This window comes from Nitrosopumilus oxyclinae (assembly GCF_013407165.1).
Lineage (GTDB): Archaea > Thermoproteota > Nitrososphaeria > Nitrososphaerales > Nitrosopumilaceae > Nitrosopumilus > Nitrosopumilus oxyclinae.
Genome location: NZ_CP026994.1, coordinates 987,892 through 1,009,365, shown reverse-complemented (window position 1 = coordinate 1,009,365; position 21,474 = coordinate 987,892). Strand labels below are relative to the sequence as shown.

The following is a 21,474-nucleotide window of genomic DNA, read 5'->3' as shown; positions in this document are numbered from 1 at the left end:
TTAACGATGAATCGAAATATACCTCTAGTATTTTCTATACTTCTTTTTGCAGGAATTCTTGTTCCAGCATATGCTCAGACTGCTGATCATGTTGTAATTAATGAGGTTGACCTCAATCCTCCTGGCGATGATTCTAAAACAATTTCTGAATGGGTTGAACTTTACAATCCTACTGACTCTGATGTTGATTTAAGTGGATGGAAGATAGCCTCTACAACTGTTCTTAAAAAAACAATGACTGTTTCACCTGGTACCATAATTAAACCCGGACAATATTTGACATATTCTTACCAAAGTCTATGGTTCACTGATTCAAATGAATCAGTTGAATTAAGAGATGCAAATAATGTTGTTATAGATAAAACTCCTCATTTTGGTGACATTCAAAATACTTTTACATCCTGGCAGAGACTCTATGACGGATATGATTTTGATAGTTCTGATGATTGGAAGTTTGTTACCTCTACTGCAGGTTCATCTAATGGAAAATTAATTCAGACACAAAATTCTGATGGAGTTGTAGTTTCTATTTCTTCAGACAAACCATCTTACTTGTTTGGTGAAGTGGCAGTTCTTTCTGGAAGTGTATCTGAAGAAATTTATCAAATTAAACCCTTTTTCCAACCTGAAAAGATCATAATTACAATCTCTGGACCTAATTTTAATAAAATAGTTACAATGTATCCTGATCTTAAATTAAACTATAAAACCACACTTAGTTTGCATCAAGTTTTAGGAATTAATGAAGGAACTTATGATGCAGTTGTTACTTATGGTGATACAACAACCGGTACAACCTTTTCTGTCGGAAATAAAATATTAGAACAAAAAATCCAAGAAGAATCTGATATTAGTATTCTTACTGATAAATCTCAATATCTTCCAGGTGAACATGTTATAATTACTGGATTTGCCTCTGAAATACTCCCATTCCAAGGTATGGCTTTTACTGTTACTGATGTAAATGGCAAAGATATCTCTACTGGAAATCTTTTCCCAACCAATGGAAAATTCACCACTAAAGTATATCTCACAACCATTAATCCAATTTATGGCACATTCAACATAAATGCAGAATATGCTGATAAATCCACTACAACTTCGTTTGAAGTTTTAGAGGATATTAAAGAAGATGTTCCAATATCCCTTTGGATTGATAAACCTGCATATGGTTTAGGTGAAACAGTTACCATAAGTGGCAGATTAAATGATGTTTGGGTCAATAATTTAGATTTAGAAATTACACAAACAAAACAATCTTCACTTGGTTCTTCGGGGAATTCAGGATTTAAAATTCAAGATAGTGTGAAAATAAGTGGTGATGGTTCGTTCAATTATTCTTTTAAAATCCCTGATAATTCTATAAGATTAGGAGATTACAAAATTACAGTATCTAAGAGTGTTGGTTCTGCAACTATTATTGCACATGCTGTAAAGGATCCTGAAAATTTTGTTGCCTCAAACGATCCATTAACTATCCAAACTGATGATATGATCTATGAATTTGCAGATAAAATAACTATTAGCGGTTTTGTAAAAGATCCATTTAGTAATGCAAGTTATGGTACTGGGACATCAGTTAAGGTTGTGATATCTCATGAAGATGGCAAGCCTTTACAGATTAATAATATTCAAGAAGCAAAGAGGCTAAATGGTGCTGGTCTGATTAATTATGACTTTACTGCTATTCCTGAAACGTCTGGAAGATATTCTGTTCAAGTAGATGTTTCTAAAAATATTTTTACTGTGGGTAATTATGTAGTTAAAGCACAATACTTGTCACATACAGTCACTTCTACTTTTTCAATTGTTGATTCTCTGAATTTAGAGGATGGAGCATTAATTTCAATTAATAAGGATGTATTTGGTTTGGGTGAAACTGTTCATCTTACGGGAATTTTACCTTCAACCGGTGATAATTCTGTTAAAATTTCCGTTACTAGACCTGATGGTACAAGAGCTGATTCAGGAGCAACCGTTGATAAACAACGTTTTTCATGGGATTGGAAAGTTCCTTCTTATGAAAAACCTCCAACATTAAAAGATGATGATGGACGAGATGTCCGAACATCCAATTATGGAATTTACAAAATCAAAGTATCAGTTCCATCTGAAAACAAGAATATTTTCTTTAAAGTCTCAAAAGATCCTCTGAATGATTCTCTTTCTCTAACTCCTCTTTTCGTATCTACAGAAAAATCTCTGTACAAAGCCGGTGAAAAACTAAAAGTAATTGGTGACGTTATTCAACGTGAACAAGGTGACGAAGGACTAGTAGTTAAAGACCGAGTTCAATTGCGAATTATTGATGGATCATTTCCATTCAAATTAATTCATGAAGCACATGTATATCCAAATCAAGGTGGAGAATTTTCAAGTACTTTTGAATTACCTGCTACCATATTTGATGAAGGTGAATATGTTGTTCGTGCAAATTATGCTGGAACCCAAACTGAGTCTAGATTCAGTGTTGCTAATGACTTTTTATTTGGAGTTGAAGATGATTTAGCTTTGTTGCTTGGTATAGATAAGTCTGAATATTATCCTGGTGATACCGTAGTGATTACTGGAAAGCCTAACAAGTTAATTTATTTAGAAAAATTTGAAGTTGGTGTAATTAAAAAATCTGAATCACAGATAACTTGTGGTTCTTTTATTTGTGGAAAAAATATTGGTCCTATCAAAACAATTCGCCCTGGCCCTTCAGGTTCATTTACTTATGAATATATGATTCCTGATAAAGTAACATCAATTGGTACATACGAGGTATCAGTTGACGCCGATTTTGATACTGGTTCTAAAACTTTTACTGTAATTGAAAAACTACCTGCTCCAAAATTAAACACTGTTATTGAAAGTCAAAATAGAATTGCAGATAAAACCATTCCAATTTTTACTGAAGAGAAAACTGTTGATGATGTAAAACTTGCTCCGAGAGTTGTTAGTGGTTCTTTGATTACTCCATCTAGGGGTGATGAATCTAATGTTGATCTTAGAGTCTCAACAGTAACTGGAACTTGTATAATTGGACCTGATGCTGAATGTTTGGTAAAAGAATCTACAAGAAAACAAGGTCAAATCTATGATGTTGTAGAAGTTGATGGAGTTAGTCTTAATGTTAGGTATAGTGGACCTGATGTGCGTCTAGAGAAATTCAGTATTTTGCCTGAATCTTCTGAAGGATTTTTACCTGATGCAAATTGGAATGTTGAGGTACTCAAAGATGAACAAGTTTCAAGATTTTACTATAAAGTAACTTACAAAACGCTAGAGTAAATTCAAAATACTCTCGATCTTATTCTTTATTGAAATGAAATTACAAGTATTAATGTTCTATCAAGACGATCCAAAAAAATGCACTGCTGCCAAAATGGTAAAATTTGGTCTTGCACAAAACATTAAAAAAATTGGCTCTAAGGGATTAGTGTTAGATCCATTTTCTGAAAAAACTTTACTTCCTAAAGATAAATCCATAATTAATACCATAATTGGTATTGATTGCTCTTGGAATTTGGTAGATCAGGCATTCTCAAAAAAATTTTCTGGCATCAAAAGAAAACTACCTCCATTACTTGCGGGGAATCCTGTGAATTATTCGAAATTAAATAAATTAACTACTGTTGAGGCATTGGCTGCATCTTTATTCATTTTAGGTTCTAGAGATCAGGCTTTAGAATTACTTAACAAATTCAAATGGGGTCATACTTTTTATGAATTAAATCAAAATCTTTTAGAAGAATATTCTAAACTTGAAAATGAATCACAAATAGATTTAATTTTAAAAGATTATGGTTTAATTTAATTTCTCTTTTTAAAATATATTGATACTGTAATAATTACTATGATTGGTATTGCCCAGAACCAATACTCTGATTTACTTTCAGTAAATTCAATCTCATCTGTATTTACTATCGGTAAATCATTTTTATTATTGGTTACAATAAAACTAGATTCGTAAAAATCTGGCTTTAAAACTGAGTTTGATATTGCAAATATCTTGATATTATTTGCTCCTGTATCTAGTTGATTAGATTCATCTGAAGATATTTTGATGTTGGTATTATCCTCAGTAACGAAATATGTGTTTGAACTGATATTTTCTCCATTACTATTTGTTAAAAAATATAAAATTGAATTTGAATTTTTTGTTTTTACACTTATACTTATTTCATCCCCTTTCTGTATTAATTTTTTAATTTCTACTTTTTCAATTATAGGGAACTCTGCTTTTTCAAATGTTGACCATTTACCCTTTTTGAATGGATATGAATCATTATCAAACGCAGTTACTTTGATGGTTCTTGATTCGGGAGAATATGATTCTAAATAAAATGGCCCATTACTTATTACTGCATGCTGTTTGTTATTAATCCAGTCTATTGATGAATCATATCTTGATTGATAGTATTCTGAACTTTCATTGTTTTCGCTAAATGGCAGTGGAATGTGGTTTGATTCTTTGAATTCTTCCAAATACCCTTTTATCGTATTTGCATCATTTGGGATGATTAATGATAGCCAGTTTACATTTTTACTTGTAGCACCTGATCTAGAAAATGACACTTTGCCATCCGTTACTGCTTTCTCCATCGCAGCAGTAATTTCCCAAGGAATTGTATTCCATAATGCTGCCCACTCTGCAATCTCTCCTTCATCAAAGTGCCAATAATCAACATACACCTCGATGGTGTCATCATCTACTAGATTGATTCCTTTTATTGTCTGAATACTTTGTGCAGCTCTTGGTGTGAATTCGGTATCAAATGTTTTATCATTTTCATCTGTTTGAGTTCCCCACTCTACTGTAAAATACAATGAATGCAAGATATCGTTCATATCCATTTTTTTACCATTGTGCCAACTGCTGAATTTAAAATCATATGTTACCTTACTTGTTGACTGTGCATTTGCTTCTACTTTCTCCCATTTTTTGATAATTGGATTCCACATTATTGCCTCTTGAGGAATGTTGATTTTATTATTTGATCCTTCACTTTCAACTTCCCATGTTGCTCTTATGGGAAATGTTTCTCCAGTGAAAGGGTGTTTGAATGTTGCAGGATCTGAAATAATTCCCCAAATGTGTCTACTATAGGTATCTCCGAATCCCATCACTGGGTTCCATGCTCCTTGATAGATTTGTTTGACTCCTATTACTAGTTCATCATTACTATTCTTTGCATTAATTGGTGTAAACCTACTTGGAACTCCAGCTCCGAAATCATTTACAATCCCGCTGGTTTTTTCATTTACAACGTATTGGTCTACTTTACTTGCTAAAAAAATTCGTACTGATTCATTAATTCCTTCAACTACTGCATCTTGAATTAATTCTGTTCTTTGCTTTGAGGTTTCAAAATCTCCTGTGTAAATTTTTTGAGTTAGTGAATCTAATTTCTCATTTTCATAATTCCAATATGAAGGATCATTAAACCCTGGCATATTTGAAAACCAAGGAGAATACATTTGTCCTAATCCTACTGAATCATATTTTACAAATGCTGAACGTCCCCATCCTTCTGTATACAAATTCCATTTCACATCTGAAGGATTTGAACCATATACTACTACGAATGCTTTATTCAAATCTCCAAATTCTTTCTTAACTTCAAATCCCACACTTTCTAATTCAACTGATAATATTTCCCCTATTGATTTTCTTACTGGATCATCACTTCTGATAAAAATTGTAATCTCAATTGGACTTCCGTCGATTTGCCATTTACCGTCTATTTTACTTGCTCCTTTTTCATTTAGATTTTTTGAGATGATTTCATTTGCAAGTGATGGATTGTATCTGAAATTATACGTCTCTAGTTGCTCAATCACTGTGAGGTATTCTGGGTCTGATGGACTATAGTATGAAATAATTGGTGAACCATAACCTCCCATCAATTCGTTTACAATTAGTTTTCTGTCTACTAGGTAATTCAAAGCAAATCTAGTATCTTTATTTGAAAAAGGATTGAACTTTTGAGATTCCGCAGGATTTACCAAAATACTATATGATCCTCCTGTAGAATCAAATACTTGTAATCCCTTCCTACCTTGGTCACTTTCTAGTCTGTCTGGTGATATCGTGAAATAGTAAATGTCCAGATTCCCATTCCTTACTTCTTCTAGTGCTGTATTTTCATCTAAATATTGAATAAATTTTACTGAATCAAAAAATGTATTTTTTTCTGCAAATGATTCATCATATAGAATTGATGTAACTGAAAAAGCTAGTATGATAACTAGCATTTTTTTCATATTGATTATTTTAAAACCATGTACTAAAACCTATATCATAATACCCTGATGTTAATAGCTCCTAAAACCTATATTTCCATAATGAATCAAATACATCAATTGGATATCAACCCAAAAATGATAACTGGATTACAAGGTATTATACAGGGAGGTGTATCTGTAAAAGATTTTTCTGCTGTTACAAAACTAAGTGATGCTGAATCTAAAATAATTTTAGATGAATTTATTAAAAATGATATTGGAACAAAGGAAAACAATTCATATCTTTTTGAAGATGGTGATAAATTAAAGACTGCGATATTCTTACTTGAAAAAGGATATTCTATAGATGAGATCTCTGTTGCTTTAGAGTGGAGGGATTTTGAAGGTTTAACTGCAGAAATTCTATCTGAAAAAAATTTTGCAGTAATGAAAAATATGATGTTGACAAAACCTAGAATGGAAATTGATGTTGTTGGAATTAGACTTGGTATTGCAATTTTAATTGATTGTAAACATTGGAAACGTTATAGCTCATCTGCGCTATCTACTGCTGTTAAAAAACAAATTGAAAGAACAAAACAATATGTTGAAAAAACCCCTGGAGCAATAGCTGTGCCAGTAATAGTGACTTTATATCAAGATAAAATTGATTTTATTGAGAATGTTCCAATAGTTCCTATTTTTCAATTCGCTTCATTTATTGATGAATTTTATGGTAATATTGATAAAATGAACACTATAGGAACAGACTAGTAACAAAAAAGACTACTCCTCCTATTACAAATCCCTTGGTGATTTTCAATGAATTATCTAATGCCTTGGAGTAGTCTTCATAGATCCCTTGACCCATTACTTTGACATTTGTCTCATTTTCTAAAATTTCAAATTTTACTGTAGTGATGTTGGCCTCTGCACTCTTTGCAATTGTAAGGAACCATTTTGCAAGTTTTTCTGCACTTGTAATTAATCCTAATTGATAGTATCCGTTTCTATTTCTTGCTTTAACTGGTGCATAATGAGTATCAGACGTACATATTTCTAACAGTTGGCAGCCTTCCTTTGCAAAAATATCTATGATTTTTTCTCTAATTCCATTTTCCATGTTATTTGCATCTGCCCATCCCAGAAAATATTTTTTATTATTAATATTGAGACAAATAATTCCAAGACCCCCCATTCCTAAATCTTCTGTCCATACATCCATTTGATCCGTATTTGCATAGCCTAATTCAATTGGGAAACTATTTTTTGAAATTAATGTATCTAAACAAGATTTTGCAGCTTTTAGCATGTCTTCACCATCTTCCTTTGAAATTTCCTCCCCCATCGCATTATGACAATCAACAATCATTGTTTGTGAATAATTTTTGTTGTTTGCATATTGTTCAATTTCTGTTTTTATATAATCTGGAATATCTTCCATTCCATGTGGGGATAATGATAAAAATAATAATGGATTGTTTCCAAAAAGTAAACCTGTAACTCTTGATTTGTTAATTTGAACAATTACTGGTTCTGTGCATTTGATGCCCTCATCTTTTACTTTGGTGTTCTCTAAATTATGTAGATATTTTTCAACTTCATTTCTTGATGGGAGATTTAATGTGTGATTTGATATGCTATGCATAACCATGGCTGATGATGACAAATTCTTGTAAATTAGGTAGGGGATATTGCTTCCACCTACTGGATGATATGGTCCTGGATGAATTTCTGGCAATATAATTCTGAATTCTTTATCTCCATTATCCATCGAAAATTTGATTTGTGATGTTGATACTTTGGTTTCATTTGAGCGCTGTTCCATTAGTTCTTCTGCATCTTCAAAATCATTTCCTTGAGACGCAAGATATGCTTGAATTGTTTTATGTGTACTTGCCATTGCCGGTCTCCCAGCTCTATCTGTAACAACTGACCATACACTTGCAATTATCATAAATGATACGCCGTATCCTAAACCTATTGGTTCACTAAGTATTGAAACCCACAAATCTTGTGGAATTAATACAAGATACATTGCTACTGGTTGGATAAAGCATATTGCCCATGCTTTTTTGAGACTCGCCCCTAGAGTTGTAGTGTAAATACCAATTCTAAAACTGGCAAAAAGCAATAATCCGAATACTATGAAAAATGGTTCAATATCTTTTGATAAGACAATGCTTGAAAGTATACCCATCAACAGTGTAACTGTCCACAACATGTTTGCAAAAAGAGATGAATGCAAAGATTTTGAGTATTCTTTTTTCTTTGAAAATCTTGTATCTAGTAATTGTGTTAAAGCTAAAACTCCTAAAACTATTGGTAATCTATACCAGTTTTCTTCAAAACCTAGATTACTCAAATAGCCAAAATATATTGCTAAAACCGTTACTGATGCTACAACCATTGAAACAACAAGTGAAAAATACTTTGATCCTGGATTTACTAGAGTAAGGGAAAATCTATTGTGTATATTTGAAACATCATCTGGAGCTTTTTCCATTGTTTATTCACGGAGCGAAAAATAAATCAATTATCCATGAAACGGCAATTAAACTGATGGGAATTGATACTACGATTTTTGGATCTAATTTGAATCCCTTTGTCTCATCTTCAAAGAATCTCATGAGACCTCCACTTGATGCTGGGAGTGGTGCTGATTTCTTATCTGCCATTACAATTCGTCATCGCGGATTTTAACATAAAAACTTTATTCATCAACTATAATTTGACCTTAAATCGTGTTTTTTCCTAAATTTGTCTCAATTCTGTATTATTCAGTTCCTTTTGTAATTAGAACGGGGCATTTGGCATGTCCGAGTACTCCATTTGCAACACTTCCTAACACAATTTTTCTAAAACCAGTTCTTCCATGAGACCCCATTACAATAAAGTCGATATTGTTTTTACCGGCAAAAGATACTATTCCATCTGAAGATGAAGGGTTGTGGATTATTGCTATTGAGAATGGTACATTTTTGGCATTTGCTTGCTCTTCTAGCTTCTTTAGCATAATTGTTGCAGTATTCTCTTCTTCGTCTTGGATTTCTTGTAATCTTTCAAGAGAAATTCCAGCAGAATCAGATAATTTCGATTGTAATACGGTCATGACTGTGAGTTTTGATTCAAATTTTTCTGCTATCTCCAATGCTGTGTCAAATGCCTTTTGAGAGTATCCTGAACCATCAAAAGGAACTAAAATATTTTTCAATGTCTTGTAACATTTACTTTAGGATTTATACTGTGTGGTTGATTTTAAGATCAGATTTTCTTTTTAGCAATTTTTTTCTTTTTTAGGTACTTTCATAACCGATAGTTCTCATCCCTACACAAGGCTTTTTTCCTTTACTCCAACATTTACAAGAACAAGAAACAGCTTTTCCGCTTTCTAAGTCTTTAACAACTTTATGAAAAACCCCTTCTCTAATTTTTGATTCAATCAATATTGTTTCATATCTATCTTGTTTCACGATTTTTGTAGGTGAATTATGAACTTAAGATTTTCTTTATTATTTCCCTTTCAACTTCTCAATTGTTTCTAGCAGTGAATTGATCGTTTTTAAGATATTTTGTTGTTTTTCATGATCTTTTTCTTGTTCAAGTTCCTTAGAAAGTATCTCTAATTTTTTCTCGAATGTTTTTTCTATGCTTGTTGTCTCATTAACTGGATTTTCAATGATTATCTCTTTTTTTTCTGGCTGTCTGCCACAACTAATACACAATGCCAGACCTGCTTTCATCACTCTGACGCCTGCACAGTATGGACAAGGTTCGCTAAGTAATGTTGCTCCTTGAAGAAGCATTTCAGCAGCTTTTTTTGTAAGTTCTTCTGTCACTGTTTTTCTTTAATTTTCTATCTAAAAAATCCGTTTATTTTTTATTTTTTCATAATATTCAAACAAGGCTTAATAGTGTGAATAATTGAATTTAGTTCGAACGAATGGCAGTAATTTGTAATACTTGTGGTCTACCCGAAGATTTGTGCGCATGTGGTGAACTTGCCAAAGATAGTACTAAAATCATTATCAGATTAGAAACTAGGCGTTTTAAGAAAAAGGGTACTATGATTGAAGGATTGGATCCTAAAATAAATAATCTGGAAACTGTAGCAAAAGATCTCAAAAATAAATATGCCTGTGGAGGAACTGCAAAAGAAGGCTACATATTTTTACAAGGAGATCATCGTGATACAATCAAAGATACTTTGATTCATTTAGGATTTGCAGAAGACACAATAGAATTACATTAGAGTGCAATTGCAAAATCCAAATAAAATAATTCAGTCTATTGGAATCCCATTCACTGCATTACTTTCAGTAGTTTTTGGTTTACTTTTAGTTTCATTCCCAATTGGAATTTACGTAATTTTTGAAACTAATGTCGGAGGTGATATTAATTTTGAATATCCTTTAACTCATTTGGATCTTTTTGTTGGTACTGATTTTTACAAATCCTCTCTTGATGTTAGTATAGGTGATGCATTTGTTGTGCTGTGGATATTTTACCTTGTTCTTTTTGTTATTGCTATTCTTGGACCTCGTCATAATTTTTTTAAAACCCTTTCACCCATTATTTCATTTGGAAAATATGATACACGTGTAAATTACATGATTGGAATTACTAAATGGTTTTCAATTTTAATTTTAATCTCGACTCTGATAAACTATGTTCAGCAAGGGATTGGCCTTGAAATTGTACCTCCTTTGGCTGAAAATAATTTAATCCAGTTTTTTTATGTAAGTTTAGCTCCTCTTCTTGAAGAGTTTGGGTTTCGTCTAATCTTAATTGGTGTTCCGTTATTTGCTCTCTATTCTACAAAGTCTTCTTTGAAATATTTTGTTAAATGTTTGTGGAGTCCTGCTAATTTGGATATTTATGATGCAAAAAAAGCATTTCTTTTAATTATTTTTGTTGGTGTTCTTTTTGGATTTGCACATATAGCATTTGGTGATTCTTGGAGTACTGGTAAATTTGCCCAAGCTGCGGCTAGTGGAATAATTCTGGGTTGGGTATACATTCGATATGGTTTTGTTGTTTCTCTCTTGATTCATTGGGCTGCAAATTACTTTGTTTTTTCATATGCGAATTTTATTTCTCAGATTAATGTAATTTCTATTGAAGATGCATTTTCACATTCTCTAATGTCCACTTTAGAAATTTTACTGCTTGTGACGGGTATTTTTTCAATATGTATTTTATTTGTAAATAGATTTTATTCTAAAAAAGAGTCTACCTTAGAGGTTTAGTGCTACCTTCAATCCTTTGTATCTATTTCTAATTGTTACTTCTGTGACTCCTGCAGCTTCTGCAACATCTCTTTGAGTTTTATTTTCACCGTTTGTAACACATGCTACATAAAGTGCAGCAGCTGCCAATCCCATTGGATCTTTACCTGCTGATATTTTTTGCTCTTCAGCTGTTTGAAGAATTTTAGTTGCTTTTCTTTTTGTTTTTTCAGATAACCCTGCTTTACTTGCAATTCGCGAAATGCATTTTACCGGATCAACTACTGGCATCTTCAAATTTAATTCTCGAAGTAATAATCTGTAACACCTTGCAATGTCTTTACGCTTAATGTTGCTTGCTTGACCTATGTCTTTTAGTGTCCTTGGCGTTTCAGTATCCCTGCATGCTGCATAAAGCGCTGATGCAATCAATGCTGAAATGGAACGGCCCCTAACTAATCCTTTCTCTAAAGCTTTTCTGTAAATGTAAGCTGCTTTTTCAATAACTGAATCGCCTACTGCTAATTTATCCTTTAATCTGTCTAATTCACTAAATGCTTGTCTAAAGTTTCTGTCAACTGGTTCATGAACTTGGCTTCTACTATCCCATGTTCTTAATCTTTCAATAGTGCTTTTCATTGCTGCAGTTAGTGGTTTACCCGTGGCGTCTCTATTTTGTGGATTGATTACTGTGGCTAACCCCATATCGTGCATTGCAAGTGATGTTGGAACCCCTGCTCTGCTTTTATTCTCCCCTTCGTTAGAAAATGACCTCCATTCGGGCCCTGATTCTTCTACTTTGTCTGTGATTACAAAACCACATTTTCCACAGAAATTTTCTCCTGTATTGGCATCTGTAACTAGAGTACCCTTTCCACATCTGGGACATTTGTCTTTTGGATTAGTTGTTTTAACCATTTTCTTTCAAAACTTTTTATGATGATATTTAACATTTTCTAATTTATTGCTTATAAGTATGTCTGAGATCTCGTACCTAAAATGACAATTTTTTTATGTTTTGAGCGATTTTTTTATTTTAACGCTATAATTTTTCTAATTTTTTCTGATATCTCTGGTTTTTCATTTTGTTCTAGTAAGAATTTGAGATCTTCCATGTTATCTACATCCCACATTATTCTTTTCACAAATACCATTGCAACATTGAGTGTGTGCTCTTTTGCAGTGTTCATGTGAATTTTATAACTATCTTCATCGTAATGAGTCTCCATCAAATCTATTGGCATTCTTACCAAGGCATTGGTACCATCAAATCTTCTAGAAGGGACAATTATTGCAAAATTGGGGTGCATCTTGTAGTTTAACATAAAATCGATATCTTGAGTTTTGATAAATGGGATATCTTGAGGAAATACTATTGATGCATTAAAGTTATTTTCCAAAAGATATTTGTCAGCTAAAGCCACTGCACTGTTGACACTCTCTTCTTTTTCATCGATGATTGTAACTGTATTGAATTTTTTTCCTATCTCGATTGCTTTTGCTTCTTTAGTTACCACTACTGTTTTTTCAATTTGTGGTGAAATTGACAAAGTGTGTAAAATTTCTTCTAACATCACTTTACATAATTCTTCAACCTGTTGTTGAGATAAATCTAAACGGGTTTTAGCATTTAAGAAAGTCTTTACAGGAATAATTGCAGCTATTTTCAAATTACACGTGTACTTGTTTTAAAATGAAATTTGCTAATGCGTCTTCAGCAATTTTATTTTTCATAGTGATCTTTGTTTCAAAAACCTTCATGTCTAAACTTTGAATTTTCTTTACTAACATCTTGTCTTTTGAATCTACAATGATGTTTGCACATACGTCGGAATACATCTTTGCTAATCCATAAGCATTTGATTCAATTCCTGCAGCCTGCATGTATTTTGCTGCAGGTCCACTAATTGCATTATCGCCAATCAATGGACTGACTGCAACCACTTTTTTCTTTATTTTTGATAATTCTTTTCTAATTCCTTTAATCTGTAACATTGGACCAATTGATGTTAATGGATTTCCTGGTGCTAAAATTACCATGTCTGCATCATGGATTGCATTTATTGCCTCTGGATTTGGACGAGCTTTGTCTGCTCCGATATATTGAATCCCTTCAATTGGATCTTTACCTCTGTGTTTGACATGGTATTCTTGTAAATGTAATTCTCCTTTGTCTGTGGTAATTCTTGTTTCAATACTGTTATCTGTAACTGGTATGATGTTTGCACTCACTGCAAATTTCTCACACATCCATTTTGTAATGTCACTTAGATTCTTTCCGTTTTTCAACATGTTTGTTCTAATCAAATGAGTGGCTGCATCTCTGTCTCCTACTCTAAACCATGTCTCTTCACCAAAAACTTCCATTTGTCGTAAAAAGTTGAATGTGTCCTTTTTCATTCCCCATCCTCGTTCTTGATCAAGTAAATCTGCTAAACCGTATACGATAGTATCGATATCTGGACAGACATAAAGTCCGTATAGCCAATAATTATCTCCAACGTTACTAATTACGTTGACTTTGGATTCTTGAGACACTAATCCTCGGACTAGCTTGACTGAACCTGTTCCACCTGCTAAGACTGTTATCATATCATATTCCTCTAAAACTGTATTTGCAGTGTTTGTCACTCAATATTACTTTTTCAAAAAATTACCGATCTAGATAATTAGGATAAGTTTATTACTGTAATTTCAGGGATTTTACTCGTGTCTCGGGCTGTGATATTGTCTGTTTTGCTAGCAACTCTTATTGTTGTCGGTACCAGTACTCCTGTTTGGGCAGCACAATTAGATGCTAGAATTAACCCTAATACTGAAACATCTCCATTTAAAATGAATTATCAAAAAACAGTTTTTATCGAATATCCAAATGGTGGAAATCTTTTTGATGAATTACAAGGAAAAGAATGGAGTGTTCAAGGAACTGCTGATTCTTCAAATCCTGGAGTTCAAGCACTTATTGCAGAACTAAACCGTGGTATTGCCAATGATGGTAGTCAAGCACAAATTAGTGACTTGAATGTCTCTTATGATTTTCATCTCAAAGCTAGAAACATCAACACTTCAATTGATTATCGTGTAATTTTACAAGGCACATTAAGTGATTATGTGATTACAGATGATGGTCAAAGATCTTTAGTTGACTTGGGTTGGAGAGGAATGTCTACCGATAAAGAAATTGTAATTGATGGTGTTGAGATTAATATTCCAATTAATATTTTAAGGGATAACGAACCCGAAGTGTACACGTACTTTGCTGGAACTGAAGCTGAAGAAGTTTTAGGAAAACATCTCATTAATGCTGACTTTATTTTAGAACAACCATTGACCAACTGGCACTTTCTATTTGATCCAACTGGAATCAATGTGGATGCTGGAACCTTTGGACTAGATGATGAAATCGCTGGATTTGTTGTATCGTCATGGACGATGGGTGAAAGTAGTATTAGAGAAGGAAGACAAGTTGAAAGAGTCTTTGAAGCAGAAATAATGGCTGATCAACTTTATGTTGTTAGAAGTGTTCAATCTACAGATACAGCAAATTTGTCTACCATTGGATTTGGTGCTTTAGATAAATTAGACGGTGTTGAAATTGCCGGTGTAACTCCAACTCCTCCTGCTGATTATATGACTACATCTACTGGTGATTTCCCTGTGATGATAGTTTATGGAATGGCAGGATTAGCTGCAGTTGCAGGTATTGCATTTTTCTTCATTAGTAGCAGATCACTCAAAAATGAAACTCAAGGTCAACAAGGAATTGATCCAAATAGACTAGTTGGCTACCAAACTAGTGCCTCTTCTGGTGGATATCAGACCAATAGAGGTGAAGCTCATCTGAAAGATGAAACTGATTATCAGCAAACTCGAAGTGTCTATGAGAACACTGCTCCTCAGGAAACTACTACTCCACCTCCAACAATGGCTAATCGTGAAGAAGCAGCATGTGGATGTGCATCTTCTGCAGAAATGGGTTCTGAATGTGATTGTGAAATGCAAGGTTCCTGTCTATGTGACGCATCATGTGGATGCTCCGCAGATGTTTGTAAAGAACACGTTAGCTCTATGAGTTAATCATATTTTCTTATCTTTTCATATAATTTCATATTTCCATAATTGGAAAGATTCTCTATTGTTTGATCTTTTTGTAAACAAATAATTCTTGAACCTTGAAAATAGTAGTATTACGTTAATTTGGTATGTCTGAAAGACTTACAATTATGCTCAATAGCGATATTGCAAAGAAACTTAGATCCTTACAAGCAAAAAAAATCAAAGAATCTTCCTCAACTGTAAGTTTTTCTAGAATTGTAAATGAAGTATTAGAAAAAGGTCTCAAATAATTTTAGTTTTTATCTTTTTTATGGATTGTTCTGATATGTCTTTCTAAATGTCCCTCTCCAGCTAGATGTTTTTTACAATGGGGACATTGGATTCTTTTTATCATTTCTTAAATTCATATATTTTATGAATTTCATATATTCTTTATTATGATATTAAAAATATGTGTGCTGGGAGTAACCCTCCTTCTGTTTTCACGATATTTCGCTTTGCAGCCTACCTGAACTTAGTACAGGAACTATTAGTTCTGTTTGGCTTTGCTCCATGTGGGTCGTCTTTTTCATTCCTTTTATGGAAACCTCAGGTTTTGCCATCATAGTGCGCCATATTGGATTATTTTCTGCTCCGTTGCCAACCATCTCTGATTATCTATCTCCAGATCACATTTCCTGTTTGGAGGGAGGAGTTTCCTCTGCCGTAGCAGCGTGTCGTGCTCCAGCTCACATGAATACTGTATTTTGTTATGGGATTTGAGTATTACTTTTTAGGTTTTGTGCCTATGATGAACAAAGTGCCGTGTTCTCTTTTCCATTTCTTTTTGTTGTTCAAATCTTTGACATTTTTGGTTTTTACATTAAAGCCTGCTTTTTTGAAAAATTCTCTCCATTCTTTTTTTGAATGTAGATGCATCTGGATTTTCATTATTCCTGCCCATCTTGCTGTTGCTTTGTTATCTGTGTAAAAATCAGTTCCACAGAAAAATTGCCCTCCTGGTTTTAACAATTTGAATATTTTCTCAAGTGCAATTTCAATAGAGTCTGCATAGTAAAGTGATTCCATAGAAAAAATAAAATTAAATCTTCCTCTATAATTCATAGATTCTATGTCTGTGTGAATATATTCTTCTTTTTTACTCTCTGTCTTTTTTTTAGCCTGAATGATCATTTTTTTACTTTTATCTATACCGATGGATTTTTTACAAAACTTTTCTTTTGTAATTTTTCTTACTACCCATCCATTTCCACAACCTACATCTAAAAATGTAAATGGTTTATCAAATGATATTGATTTTAAAAATTTTAAAACGTTTTTCCCATGCTCTTCTTCCATATGTTCTGCTTTTCCATTTTGAGCCCATTTATCAAAAGTTTCTCTAACTTTATCCATAACTTTTGTTTATTTTATTTCCAATATATTCTTCTTCTTACTGAGCTATGTGATGAACAATTTCTACGTGTTTCTTATATTTAATTTTCAATGATTTATTTTGAATATAATTGCCTGATGAATCTTGTCGAAATTGTGGTGGAAAGTTGCATGAATATTCTAAATGTTCTCAATGTTTCAAGTCTAACAGAATGATCTGTGACAAATGTTCGACAATTACGCCAGAGCAATTTCATTCAATTTGTATGTCTTACCAGACAAATCCAACCAACACTGTGCCCCAAATTAAGCCTGGTAACTATTCTATGGTGGTTACCATGGCTTAATTTATCAACATTATTTGAAATATCTGATACTATAGCTGCTCAAGTTTTAAGTAGTATGAGCCTCGATTTGGATCCTTATGAGTCGAATTCCGGTTGTTTTGAGCCTATTTGTTCTACTTTTGATGCCTGTGTATGCATCAGCCCAAACTCCTGACCGTATTACAATACTTGAAAATTTTGGTAGTTATGAGAGTGGCGAACCATTGTTTGTCTATGGTCAAATTGCAAATCTTCTAGATGATTCTTTTTTGATTATGCAAATCATTAATCCTCAAGGTGATTTATGTCAAATTCAACAATTAATGCCACTGTCCAATGGTGCTTTCATTACGGATGTTATTCCATTGAAAGGTAGAATTTGTGGTATTTCTGGAGAATATGAAATAAAGTTATTCTATGGTGATTATTCAAAATCTACCCCATTCACTGTTTCATCTGACTCTTTTTTAGAACCTGATGAAGAACAAATGACTTTGTCTGCTCAGAACTTGATATCTTCTCATAGTGATGCAATTGGAAAATTATTTGATATTCCTTCTCCTTTACCTGAACCTTCTTCTAATGATTTATCTCAACTAGAAAATGATTTTGTAGATTTATGGAGTGAGTTCTTTGTAGATGATTTAATAATTGAAATTGATCCTCTAATTCGACCTGCGGTAACTTCTTCCTTTGATATAGTCCAAAAATTATTGGATGATGATGAAATTTCTTTTGAAATAGCAAAATCTATTGATGAAACTATTTTTACATCTATTTTTTATTATGAAATTGGGGATAAAACTAAAGCCATTGATTTGTTGACTGATGCATTTGTAGATGTAACAAATGTCAACCCTGATAAAGTTCCAAATCAAAGAGCTCCAACTTTTGATGAATTAGAAGAGACTCTTTTGAATTTAATGAAAAAATCTGATACAGTAATGAGTAAATCTGTGAAAAATGAGGTTGGATTTATTTTTGCAAGGGGAACTGCTCCTGTATTTTCAGATGAAATTGGGGAATTGATAGATGTACTTTCAAAATCTCGATATCTTGATGTAGTTTCTAGAAAACAAAGTGATCTTTATCGATTAGTTCAAAATGATTGGGAGTCTCTGAAACCTTCTCTTATGGCCAAAGAGTCTATAGATGAATTAATTTCCACATCAATACGCGTTTCAGAATTACACCAGGCAGCTATTCTTTTAAGAGAATTGGACAATGTTGATAGATTCATCTCTTTGGATTCTGAAGAAAATAGTGATCTTGCCAATCTGATTGAACCTGATTGGAATGCATTAGAGCGTGATTTGGCATTGGCTAGCTCAGTTGAAGATATTTTGGAATCTGAATCAAAAATCAACCAAATGGTCCAAGTCATAGACATTTCATCAAGAATTAGTAAGAGTGTAGAAATTTCTCAATCTACTGGTGGAAACTCTGCACTAGTTAGTGATTGGAAATTACTTTTAGAGCAAGTTGATAATGCTGATTCCATTGATGATATCTTAGAAATTGTTTCTGAGTTTGATCAAACTATGACTGACCTGAGAGAGAAAAGAAACCCTTTGACTGTATTAGAATTCCAATACAAATCTATGAAAGAAAAAGCTGAACTTCAAGCTGATTATGAAAATCTCTTTTTAATTGATAATGCATTGAAAATTTTGGATACTGCCAAACAAATGGAATCTGGAAGTCCTTCGATAACTAGAATTGATAGGATTGAAGTTTTATTGAGTTGGGTTAGTGACATGTCTTCAAAAATTCAAAATGATTTAGATTCTTACAACAAGGATGCATACAAAATCCGTGCAAGTGATATTTTACAACGTGCAAAATCTCTTGAAAATTTAGTTGAATTGAGTTTAACGAAAAATAGATTCCTTCCAAATTATATTGAATTTGCTGAAACATTTAATGAAAAAATTGACAATGTTCGAGATCTTGTAATTAAAAATGATCTTGATCAAGCAGATGCACTAGTTCGTGATTTATTTGATGAATGGCGTTTAGTTTCTCAAGCATACACTGATGATCCACATGGTTCTGATGTGGGTTACACTGGTGATGAAATCAAACGAATCGAATTCCGTAAAAAATTAGATACTTTTTCAAATATGGTTTCGACTTTTTATAATGCAGGATTTTCAGAATATGTCGATAAATACAATGGCATGATGGCAGATGCTGATCATATGATTGAATTGGCAAATTTTGTAGATGCTGAATCAAAGATTTTAGAAATTGGTGACTATCTTAGCCAACATTTAGTTCTACACAATGACAGTATAATATACGATATTTCATTTGATGCTGAAAAAAATATTTGGGTAATTAACGGTGCCACTGAAAAATCCGTTTTTGACCGACGTGAAAATCTCTATGTGACTGTGTACAATATGGATGGAACCAAACACAGCAGTCTAGCGTTTACTGATACAAAACAAGGTAATTTCTTTACTCAATGGATTGCACCAACTGATCCTGGATTATATATTGTCATGTTGCAATACAAAGATTCCAAAGCATCTCAAATTGTCCATATTGAGGAGGACTTTGACTATGAATACAATGCTGCTGATTTGAGTATGGTTGAATTGGCACGTGAATTTGAAGAATTACAATCATTTGCTGAAAAATTTGGTGGTGAAAGCTATTCTGAAAATTCCAGATTTGGATCAGTGATTAATGAAATTGAATTTGCATTCAAAGACAAAGATGCAGAAAATGTGAATGAAAATCTAAACGAATTAAAATCTCTCATAGAAAGATATCTGCCAATCCGAAATAAGGCCGCCCCTATTATGGCTGAATATAGTGGAGATAAACTGGTAATCTCTGGTGCTCTTTTAAAAACGGTTCAATTCCCTGAAGATCTTTTCATTGACATCTATGATCAGCAAGGGAATATTGTAGAAGAGATTGCATTGAAGGATACTGCTGGTGGAAAGTTTAGTAAAATTGTAAACAAATCATTTGATTCTGGAGTTTATGTAGTTCAGTTATCTTACCATGATTTAGTTGTAAGTGATTTCTTTAACGTAAAATAATTATTTTTTACCTTTCACCAAATTGAATAGTTGTCTAACTACTAGTTTTGGATGATGAGTTGCTAATTTGATCATGTTTGATAAACCAAAATCTGCTTTTATAAAATCCATGAATTCTTCGGGTTTTAGTTCATTAATTATATCTAATTCTTTGTCCCATTCTTCATCGGTTAGACCAATCCATCTATCTTGAACTTTACTTGCAGAATTAATTTTTGATTCAATAGATTTTCTCCAATTTTCTTCATAGGGGTAAAGTGATTTTTTTTCTGTATTTCCTGATTTTATTGCATCTGAGGCTACTTTTCCTGCAACTCTTCCAAACTTTATGGCATATCTGATGCCTTCTAACACTAACGGGTTTGCTTGTCCTGCTGAATCTCCTACTAGAATCAAATTATTAAAAACTGTTTTTCTAGATAATCCATCATTTGGAATTAATCCATAATGAAATTCAATCTCAGTTAATTTTCCTAGTTTTTTTATTGGTCCTAATTTTTTCTCAATAATTTCTTTTAGTCTTTGAGTGGGGTCTACATTTGATTCTGGTTTTCCAACACCTACTCCAATCCTAACTATGTTATTTCCTAATGGAAATATCCATGCATATCCTGCAGGTGAGTATTCTTGTCCTACCATTAACCACCATGTTTCAGAATCCACATTTTCTGCTATCATTTCATATTCTGCACCTGCACCAAACCTTTCCCATTGTGGTGCTAATCCCATTGCCTTACACACTGTTGATGGAAAACCACTAGCATCAATTACAACTTTAGCATGAAATGTTGTTTCCCCCTTGGGACCGATACCGGTAACTCCTACGATATCTCCTTTTTCATTTTCTATGACATTTTTGATATTCATTTTTACAAAAATATCTGCACCTGCATTTTCTGCTTCGTTTGCTAACCATCGATATGTTTTTCTCACATCTAATACGGCGGCCCTGGGGATTGTATCACTAATTGTGACTTCGTTATTGGGAGAACAGAATGAAAAATTCTTAATTGGATTAAAACAATCATCTGGAATTCCAAATTCTTTGATATTTTGAATCCATGTTACACCGCTAGTTCTCACTGTTTCTGCAATAGTGTTTTCTTTTTCAAGTAATGCAACCTTGATTCCGTTCTTTGCAGCAGAATATGCAGCTGAGGAGCCTGCAGGCCCGCCGCCTACAACAACTAAATCATAATGATATTCTTCTGACAATTACTT

The 21,474-nt window shown here is 33.0% G+C and carries 19 protein-coding genes and 1 other RNA gene; 8 read left to right on the top strand and 12 right to left on the bottom strand.

Annotated elements, in window-relative coordinates:
- Positions 1-6 precede the first annotated feature (6 nt).
- Both C5F49_RS06055 and C5F49_RS06050 read left to right on the top strand, forming a co-directional pair.
- Positions 7-3,276 (top strand): lamin tail domain-containing protein, encoded by a 3,270-nt coding sequence (locus C5F49_RS06055; protein WP_179362113.1) that lies wholly within the window; start codon positions 7-9, stop codon positions 3,274-3,276.
- Positions 3,277-3,310: 34 nt separating this feature from the next.
- Positions 3,311-3,802: a DUF367 family protein gene (locus C5F49_RS06050; protein ID WP_179362112.1), complete on the top strand. Its 492-nt coding sequence runs from the start codon at positions 3,311-3,313 to the stop codon at positions 3,800-3,802.
- On the opposite strand, the gene C5F49_RS06045 is transcribed toward C5F49_RS06050, so the two are convergent.
- Entirely contained in the window at positions 3,799-6,252 is a 2,454-nt protein-coding gene (locus tag C5F49_RS06045; RefSeq protein ID WP_179362111.1) for an ABC transporter substrate-binding protein, read from the bottom strand. The two genes, C5F49_RS06050 and C5F49_RS06045, sit on opposite strands and share 4 nt — an antisense overlap.
- An 81-nt stretch (positions 6,253-6,333) precedes the next feature.
- Here C5F49_RS06045 and C5F49_RS06040 point away from each other — a divergent pair, with 81 nt between their 5' ends.
- The gene (locus tag C5F49_RS06040) at positions 6,334-6,987 is read left to right on the top strand and encodes a hypothetical protein (RefSeq protein ID WP_179362110.1); all 654 of its coding nucleotides are present in this window, start codon (positions 6,334-6,336) and stop codon (positions 6,985-6,987) included.
- Here C5F49_RS06040 and C5F49_RS06035 read toward each other — a convergent pair.
- The 5 genes from C5F49_RS06035 to C5F49_RS06015 form a co-directional block, all read right to left on the bottom strand.
- Complete coding sequence (locus tag C5F49_RS06035; RefSeq protein WP_179362109.1) at positions 6,971-8,719, bottom strand: DUF2070 family protein; 1,749 nt, start codon at positions 8,717-8,719, stop codon at positions 6,971-6,973. The two genes, C5F49_RS06040 and C5F49_RS06035, sit on opposite strands and share 17 nt — an antisense overlap.
- A gap of 7 nt (positions 8,720-8,726) precedes the next feature.
- Positions 8,727-8,891 carry a preprotein translocase subunit Sec61beta gene (locus C5F49_RS06030; RefSeq protein ID WP_179362108.1) on the bottom strand — a complete coding sequence of 55 codons (165 nt, stop codon included), beginning with the start codon at positions 8,889-8,891 and terminating at the stop codon, positions 8,727-8,729.
- A 98-nt stretch (positions 8,892-8,989) separates the two neighbouring features.
- Positions 8,990-9,427: a universal stress protein gene (locus tag C5F49_RS06025; protein ID WP_179362107.1), complete on the bottom strand. Its 438-nt coding sequence runs from the start codon at positions 9,425-9,427 to the stop codon at positions 8,990-8,992.
- An 82-nt stretch (positions 9,428-9,509) separates the two neighbouring features.
- Positions 9,510-9,686 (bottom strand): hypothetical protein, encoded by a 177-nt coding sequence (locus tag C5F49_RS06020; RefSeq protein ID WP_179362106.1) that lies wholly within the window; start codon positions 9,684-9,686, stop codon positions 9,510-9,512.
- A 39-nt stretch (positions 9,687-9,725) separates the two neighbouring features.
- Positions 9,726-10,052, bottom strand: a complete 327-nt coding sequence (locus tag C5F49_RS06015; RefSeq protein ID WP_179362105.1) for an Sjogren's syndrome/scleroderma autoantigen 1 family protein — start codon at positions 10,050-10,052, stop codon at positions 9,726-9,728.
- 104 nt (positions 10,053-10,156) lie between these two features.
- Between C5F49_RS06015 and yciH the strand changes: the two genes are divergently transcribed.
- Together yciH and C5F49_RS06005 are read left to right on the top strand one after the other, a co-directional pair.
- Positions 10,157-10,465 carry a stress response translation initiation inhibitor YciH gene (yciH, locus tag C5F49_RS06010; RefSeq protein WP_179362104.1) on the top strand — a complete coding sequence of 103 codons (309 nt, stop codon included), beginning with the start codon at positions 10,157-10,159 and terminating at the stop codon, positions 10,463-10,465.
- Between the two features lies 1 nt (position 10,466).
- On the top strand, positions 10,467-11,462 hold the full coding sequence (locus C5F49_RS06005) for a CPBP family intramembrane glutamic endopeptidase (RefSeq protein WP_343045173.1): 996 nt from the start codon (positions 10,467-10,469) through the stop codon (positions 11,460-11,462).
- Here the strand turns inward: C5F49_RS06005 and C5F49_RS06000 are convergent.
- The 3 genes from C5F49_RS06000 to cofD all read right to left on the bottom strand — a co-directional run bounded on the left by C5F49_RS06000 (position 11,451) and on the right by cofD (position 14,033).
- Positions 11,451-12,359 carry a transcription initiation factor IIB gene (locus C5F49_RS06000; RefSeq protein WP_014964821.1) on the bottom strand — a complete coding sequence of 303 codons (909 nt, stop codon included), beginning with the start codon at positions 12,357-12,359 and terminating at the stop codon, positions 11,451-11,453. The genes C5F49_RS06005 and C5F49_RS06000 overlap by 12 nt on opposite strands.
- A gap of 113 nt (positions 12,360-12,472) precedes the next feature.
- The gene (gene cofC / locus C5F49_RS05995; RefSeq protein WP_179362102.1) at positions 12,473-13,111 is read right to left on the bottom strand and encodes a 2-phospho-L-lactate guanylyltransferase; all 639 of its coding nucleotides are present in this window, start codon (positions 13,109-13,111) and stop codon (positions 12,473-12,475) included.
- 1 nt (position 13,112) lies between these two features.
- Positions 13,113-14,033, bottom strand: coding sequence for a 2-phospho-L-lactate transferase (cofD, locus tag C5F49_RS05990; RefSeq protein ID WP_179363625.1), 921 nt, complete (start codon positions 14,031-14,033; stop codon positions 13,113-13,115).
- Between the two features lie 117 nt (positions 14,034-14,150).
- Here cofD and C5F49_RS05985 point away from each other — a divergent pair, with 117 nt between their 5' ends.
- The gene (locus C5F49_RS05985; protein ID WP_179362101.1) at positions 14,151-15,518 is read left to right on the top strand and encodes a hypothetical protein; all 1,368 of its coding nucleotides are present in this window, start codon (positions 14,151-14,153) and stop codon (positions 15,516-15,518) included.
- A gap of 125 nt (positions 15,519-15,643) precedes the next feature.
- A complete protein-coding gene (locus C5F49_RS05980) occupies positions 15,644-15,787 on the top strand; it encodes a hypothetical protein (RefSeq protein WP_179362100.1) in 144 nt (47 codons plus the stop codon).
- Positions 15,788-15,950: 163 nt separating this feature from the next.
- Here C5F49_RS05980 and rnpB read toward each other — a convergent pair.
- Together rnpB and C5F49_RS05970 are read right to left on the bottom strand one after the other, a co-directional pair.
- Positions 15,951-16,229, bottom strand: an RNA gene (gene rnpB / locus C5F49_RS05975) — RNase P RNA component.
- Positions 16,230-16,262: 33 nt separating this feature from the next.
- The gene (locus tag C5F49_RS05970; protein WP_179362099.1) at positions 16,263-16,892 is read right to left on the bottom strand and encodes a class I SAM-dependent methyltransferase; all 630 of its coding nucleotides are present in this window, start codon (positions 16,890-16,892) and stop codon (positions 16,263-16,265) included.
- Between the two features lie 403 nt (positions 16,893-17,295).
- Between C5F49_RS05970 and C5F49_RS05965 the strand changes: the two genes are divergently transcribed.
- Positions 17,296-20,253, top strand: coding sequence for a hypothetical protein (locus C5F49_RS05965; RefSeq protein ID WP_246275296.1), 2,958 nt, complete (start codon positions 17,296-17,298; stop codon positions 20,251-20,253).
- Here C5F49_RS05965 and C5F49_RS05960 read toward each other — a convergent pair whose 3' ends face one another.
- Entirely contained in the window at positions 20,254-21,468 is a 1,215-nt protein-coding gene (locus tag C5F49_RS05960; protein WP_179362098.1) for an NAD(P)/FAD-dependent oxidoreductase, read from the bottom strand.
- Positions 21,469-21,474 lie beyond the last annotated feature (6 nt).

Excerpts from the sequence above, each read along its gene's own strand:
- C5F49_RS06040 (WP_179362110.1), top strand. The coding sequence starts at position 6,334 with ATGAATCAAATACATCAATTGGATATCAACCCAAAAATGATAACTGGA.
- C5F49_RS05970 (WP_179362099.1), bottom strand. The coding sequence starts at position 16,892 with ATGGATAAAGTTAGAGAAACTTTTGATAAATGGGCTCAAAATGGAAAA.
- C5F49_RS05965 (WP_246275296.1), top strand. The coding sequence starts at position 17,296 with ATGAGTCGAATTCCGGTTGTTTTGAGCCTATTTGTTCTACTTTTGATG.
- C5F49_RS06030 (WP_179362108.1), bottom strand. The coding sequence starts at position 8,891 with ATGGCAGATAAGAAATCAGCACCACTCCCAGCATCAAGTGGAGGTCTC.
- yciH (WP_179362104.1), top strand. The coding sequence starts at position 10,157 with ATGGCAGTAATTTGTAATACTTGTGGTCTACCCGAAGATTTGTGCGCA.
- C5F49_RS05980 (WP_179362100.1), top strand. The coding sequence starts at position 15,644 with ATGTCTGAAAGACTTACAATTATGCTCAATAGCGATATTGCAAAGAAA.
- C5F49_RS06000 (WP_014964821.1), bottom strand. The coding sequence starts at position 12,359 with ATGGTTAAAACAACTAATCCAAAAGACAAATGTCCCAGATGTGGAAAG.
- C5F49_RS06045 (WP_179362111.1), bottom strand. The coding sequence starts at position 6,252 with ATGAAAAAAATGCTAGTTATCATACTAGCTTTTTCAGTTACATCAATT.
- C5F49_RS06035 (WP_179362109.1), bottom strand. The coding sequence starts at position 8,719 with ATGGAAAAAGCTCCAGATGATGTTTCAAATATACACAATAGATTTTCC.
- C5F49_RS06055 (WP_179362113.1), top strand. The coding sequence starts at position 7 with ATGAATCGAAATATACCTCTAGTATTTTCTATACTTCTTTTTGCAGGA.
- cofD (WP_179363625.1), bottom strand. The coding sequence starts at position 14,033 with ATGATAACAGTCTTAGCAGGTGGAACAGGTTCAGTCAAGCTAGTCCGA.
- C5F49_RS06050 (WP_179362112.1), top strand. The coding sequence starts at position 3,311 with ATGAAATTACAAGTATTAATGTTCTATCAAGACGATCCAAAAAAATGC.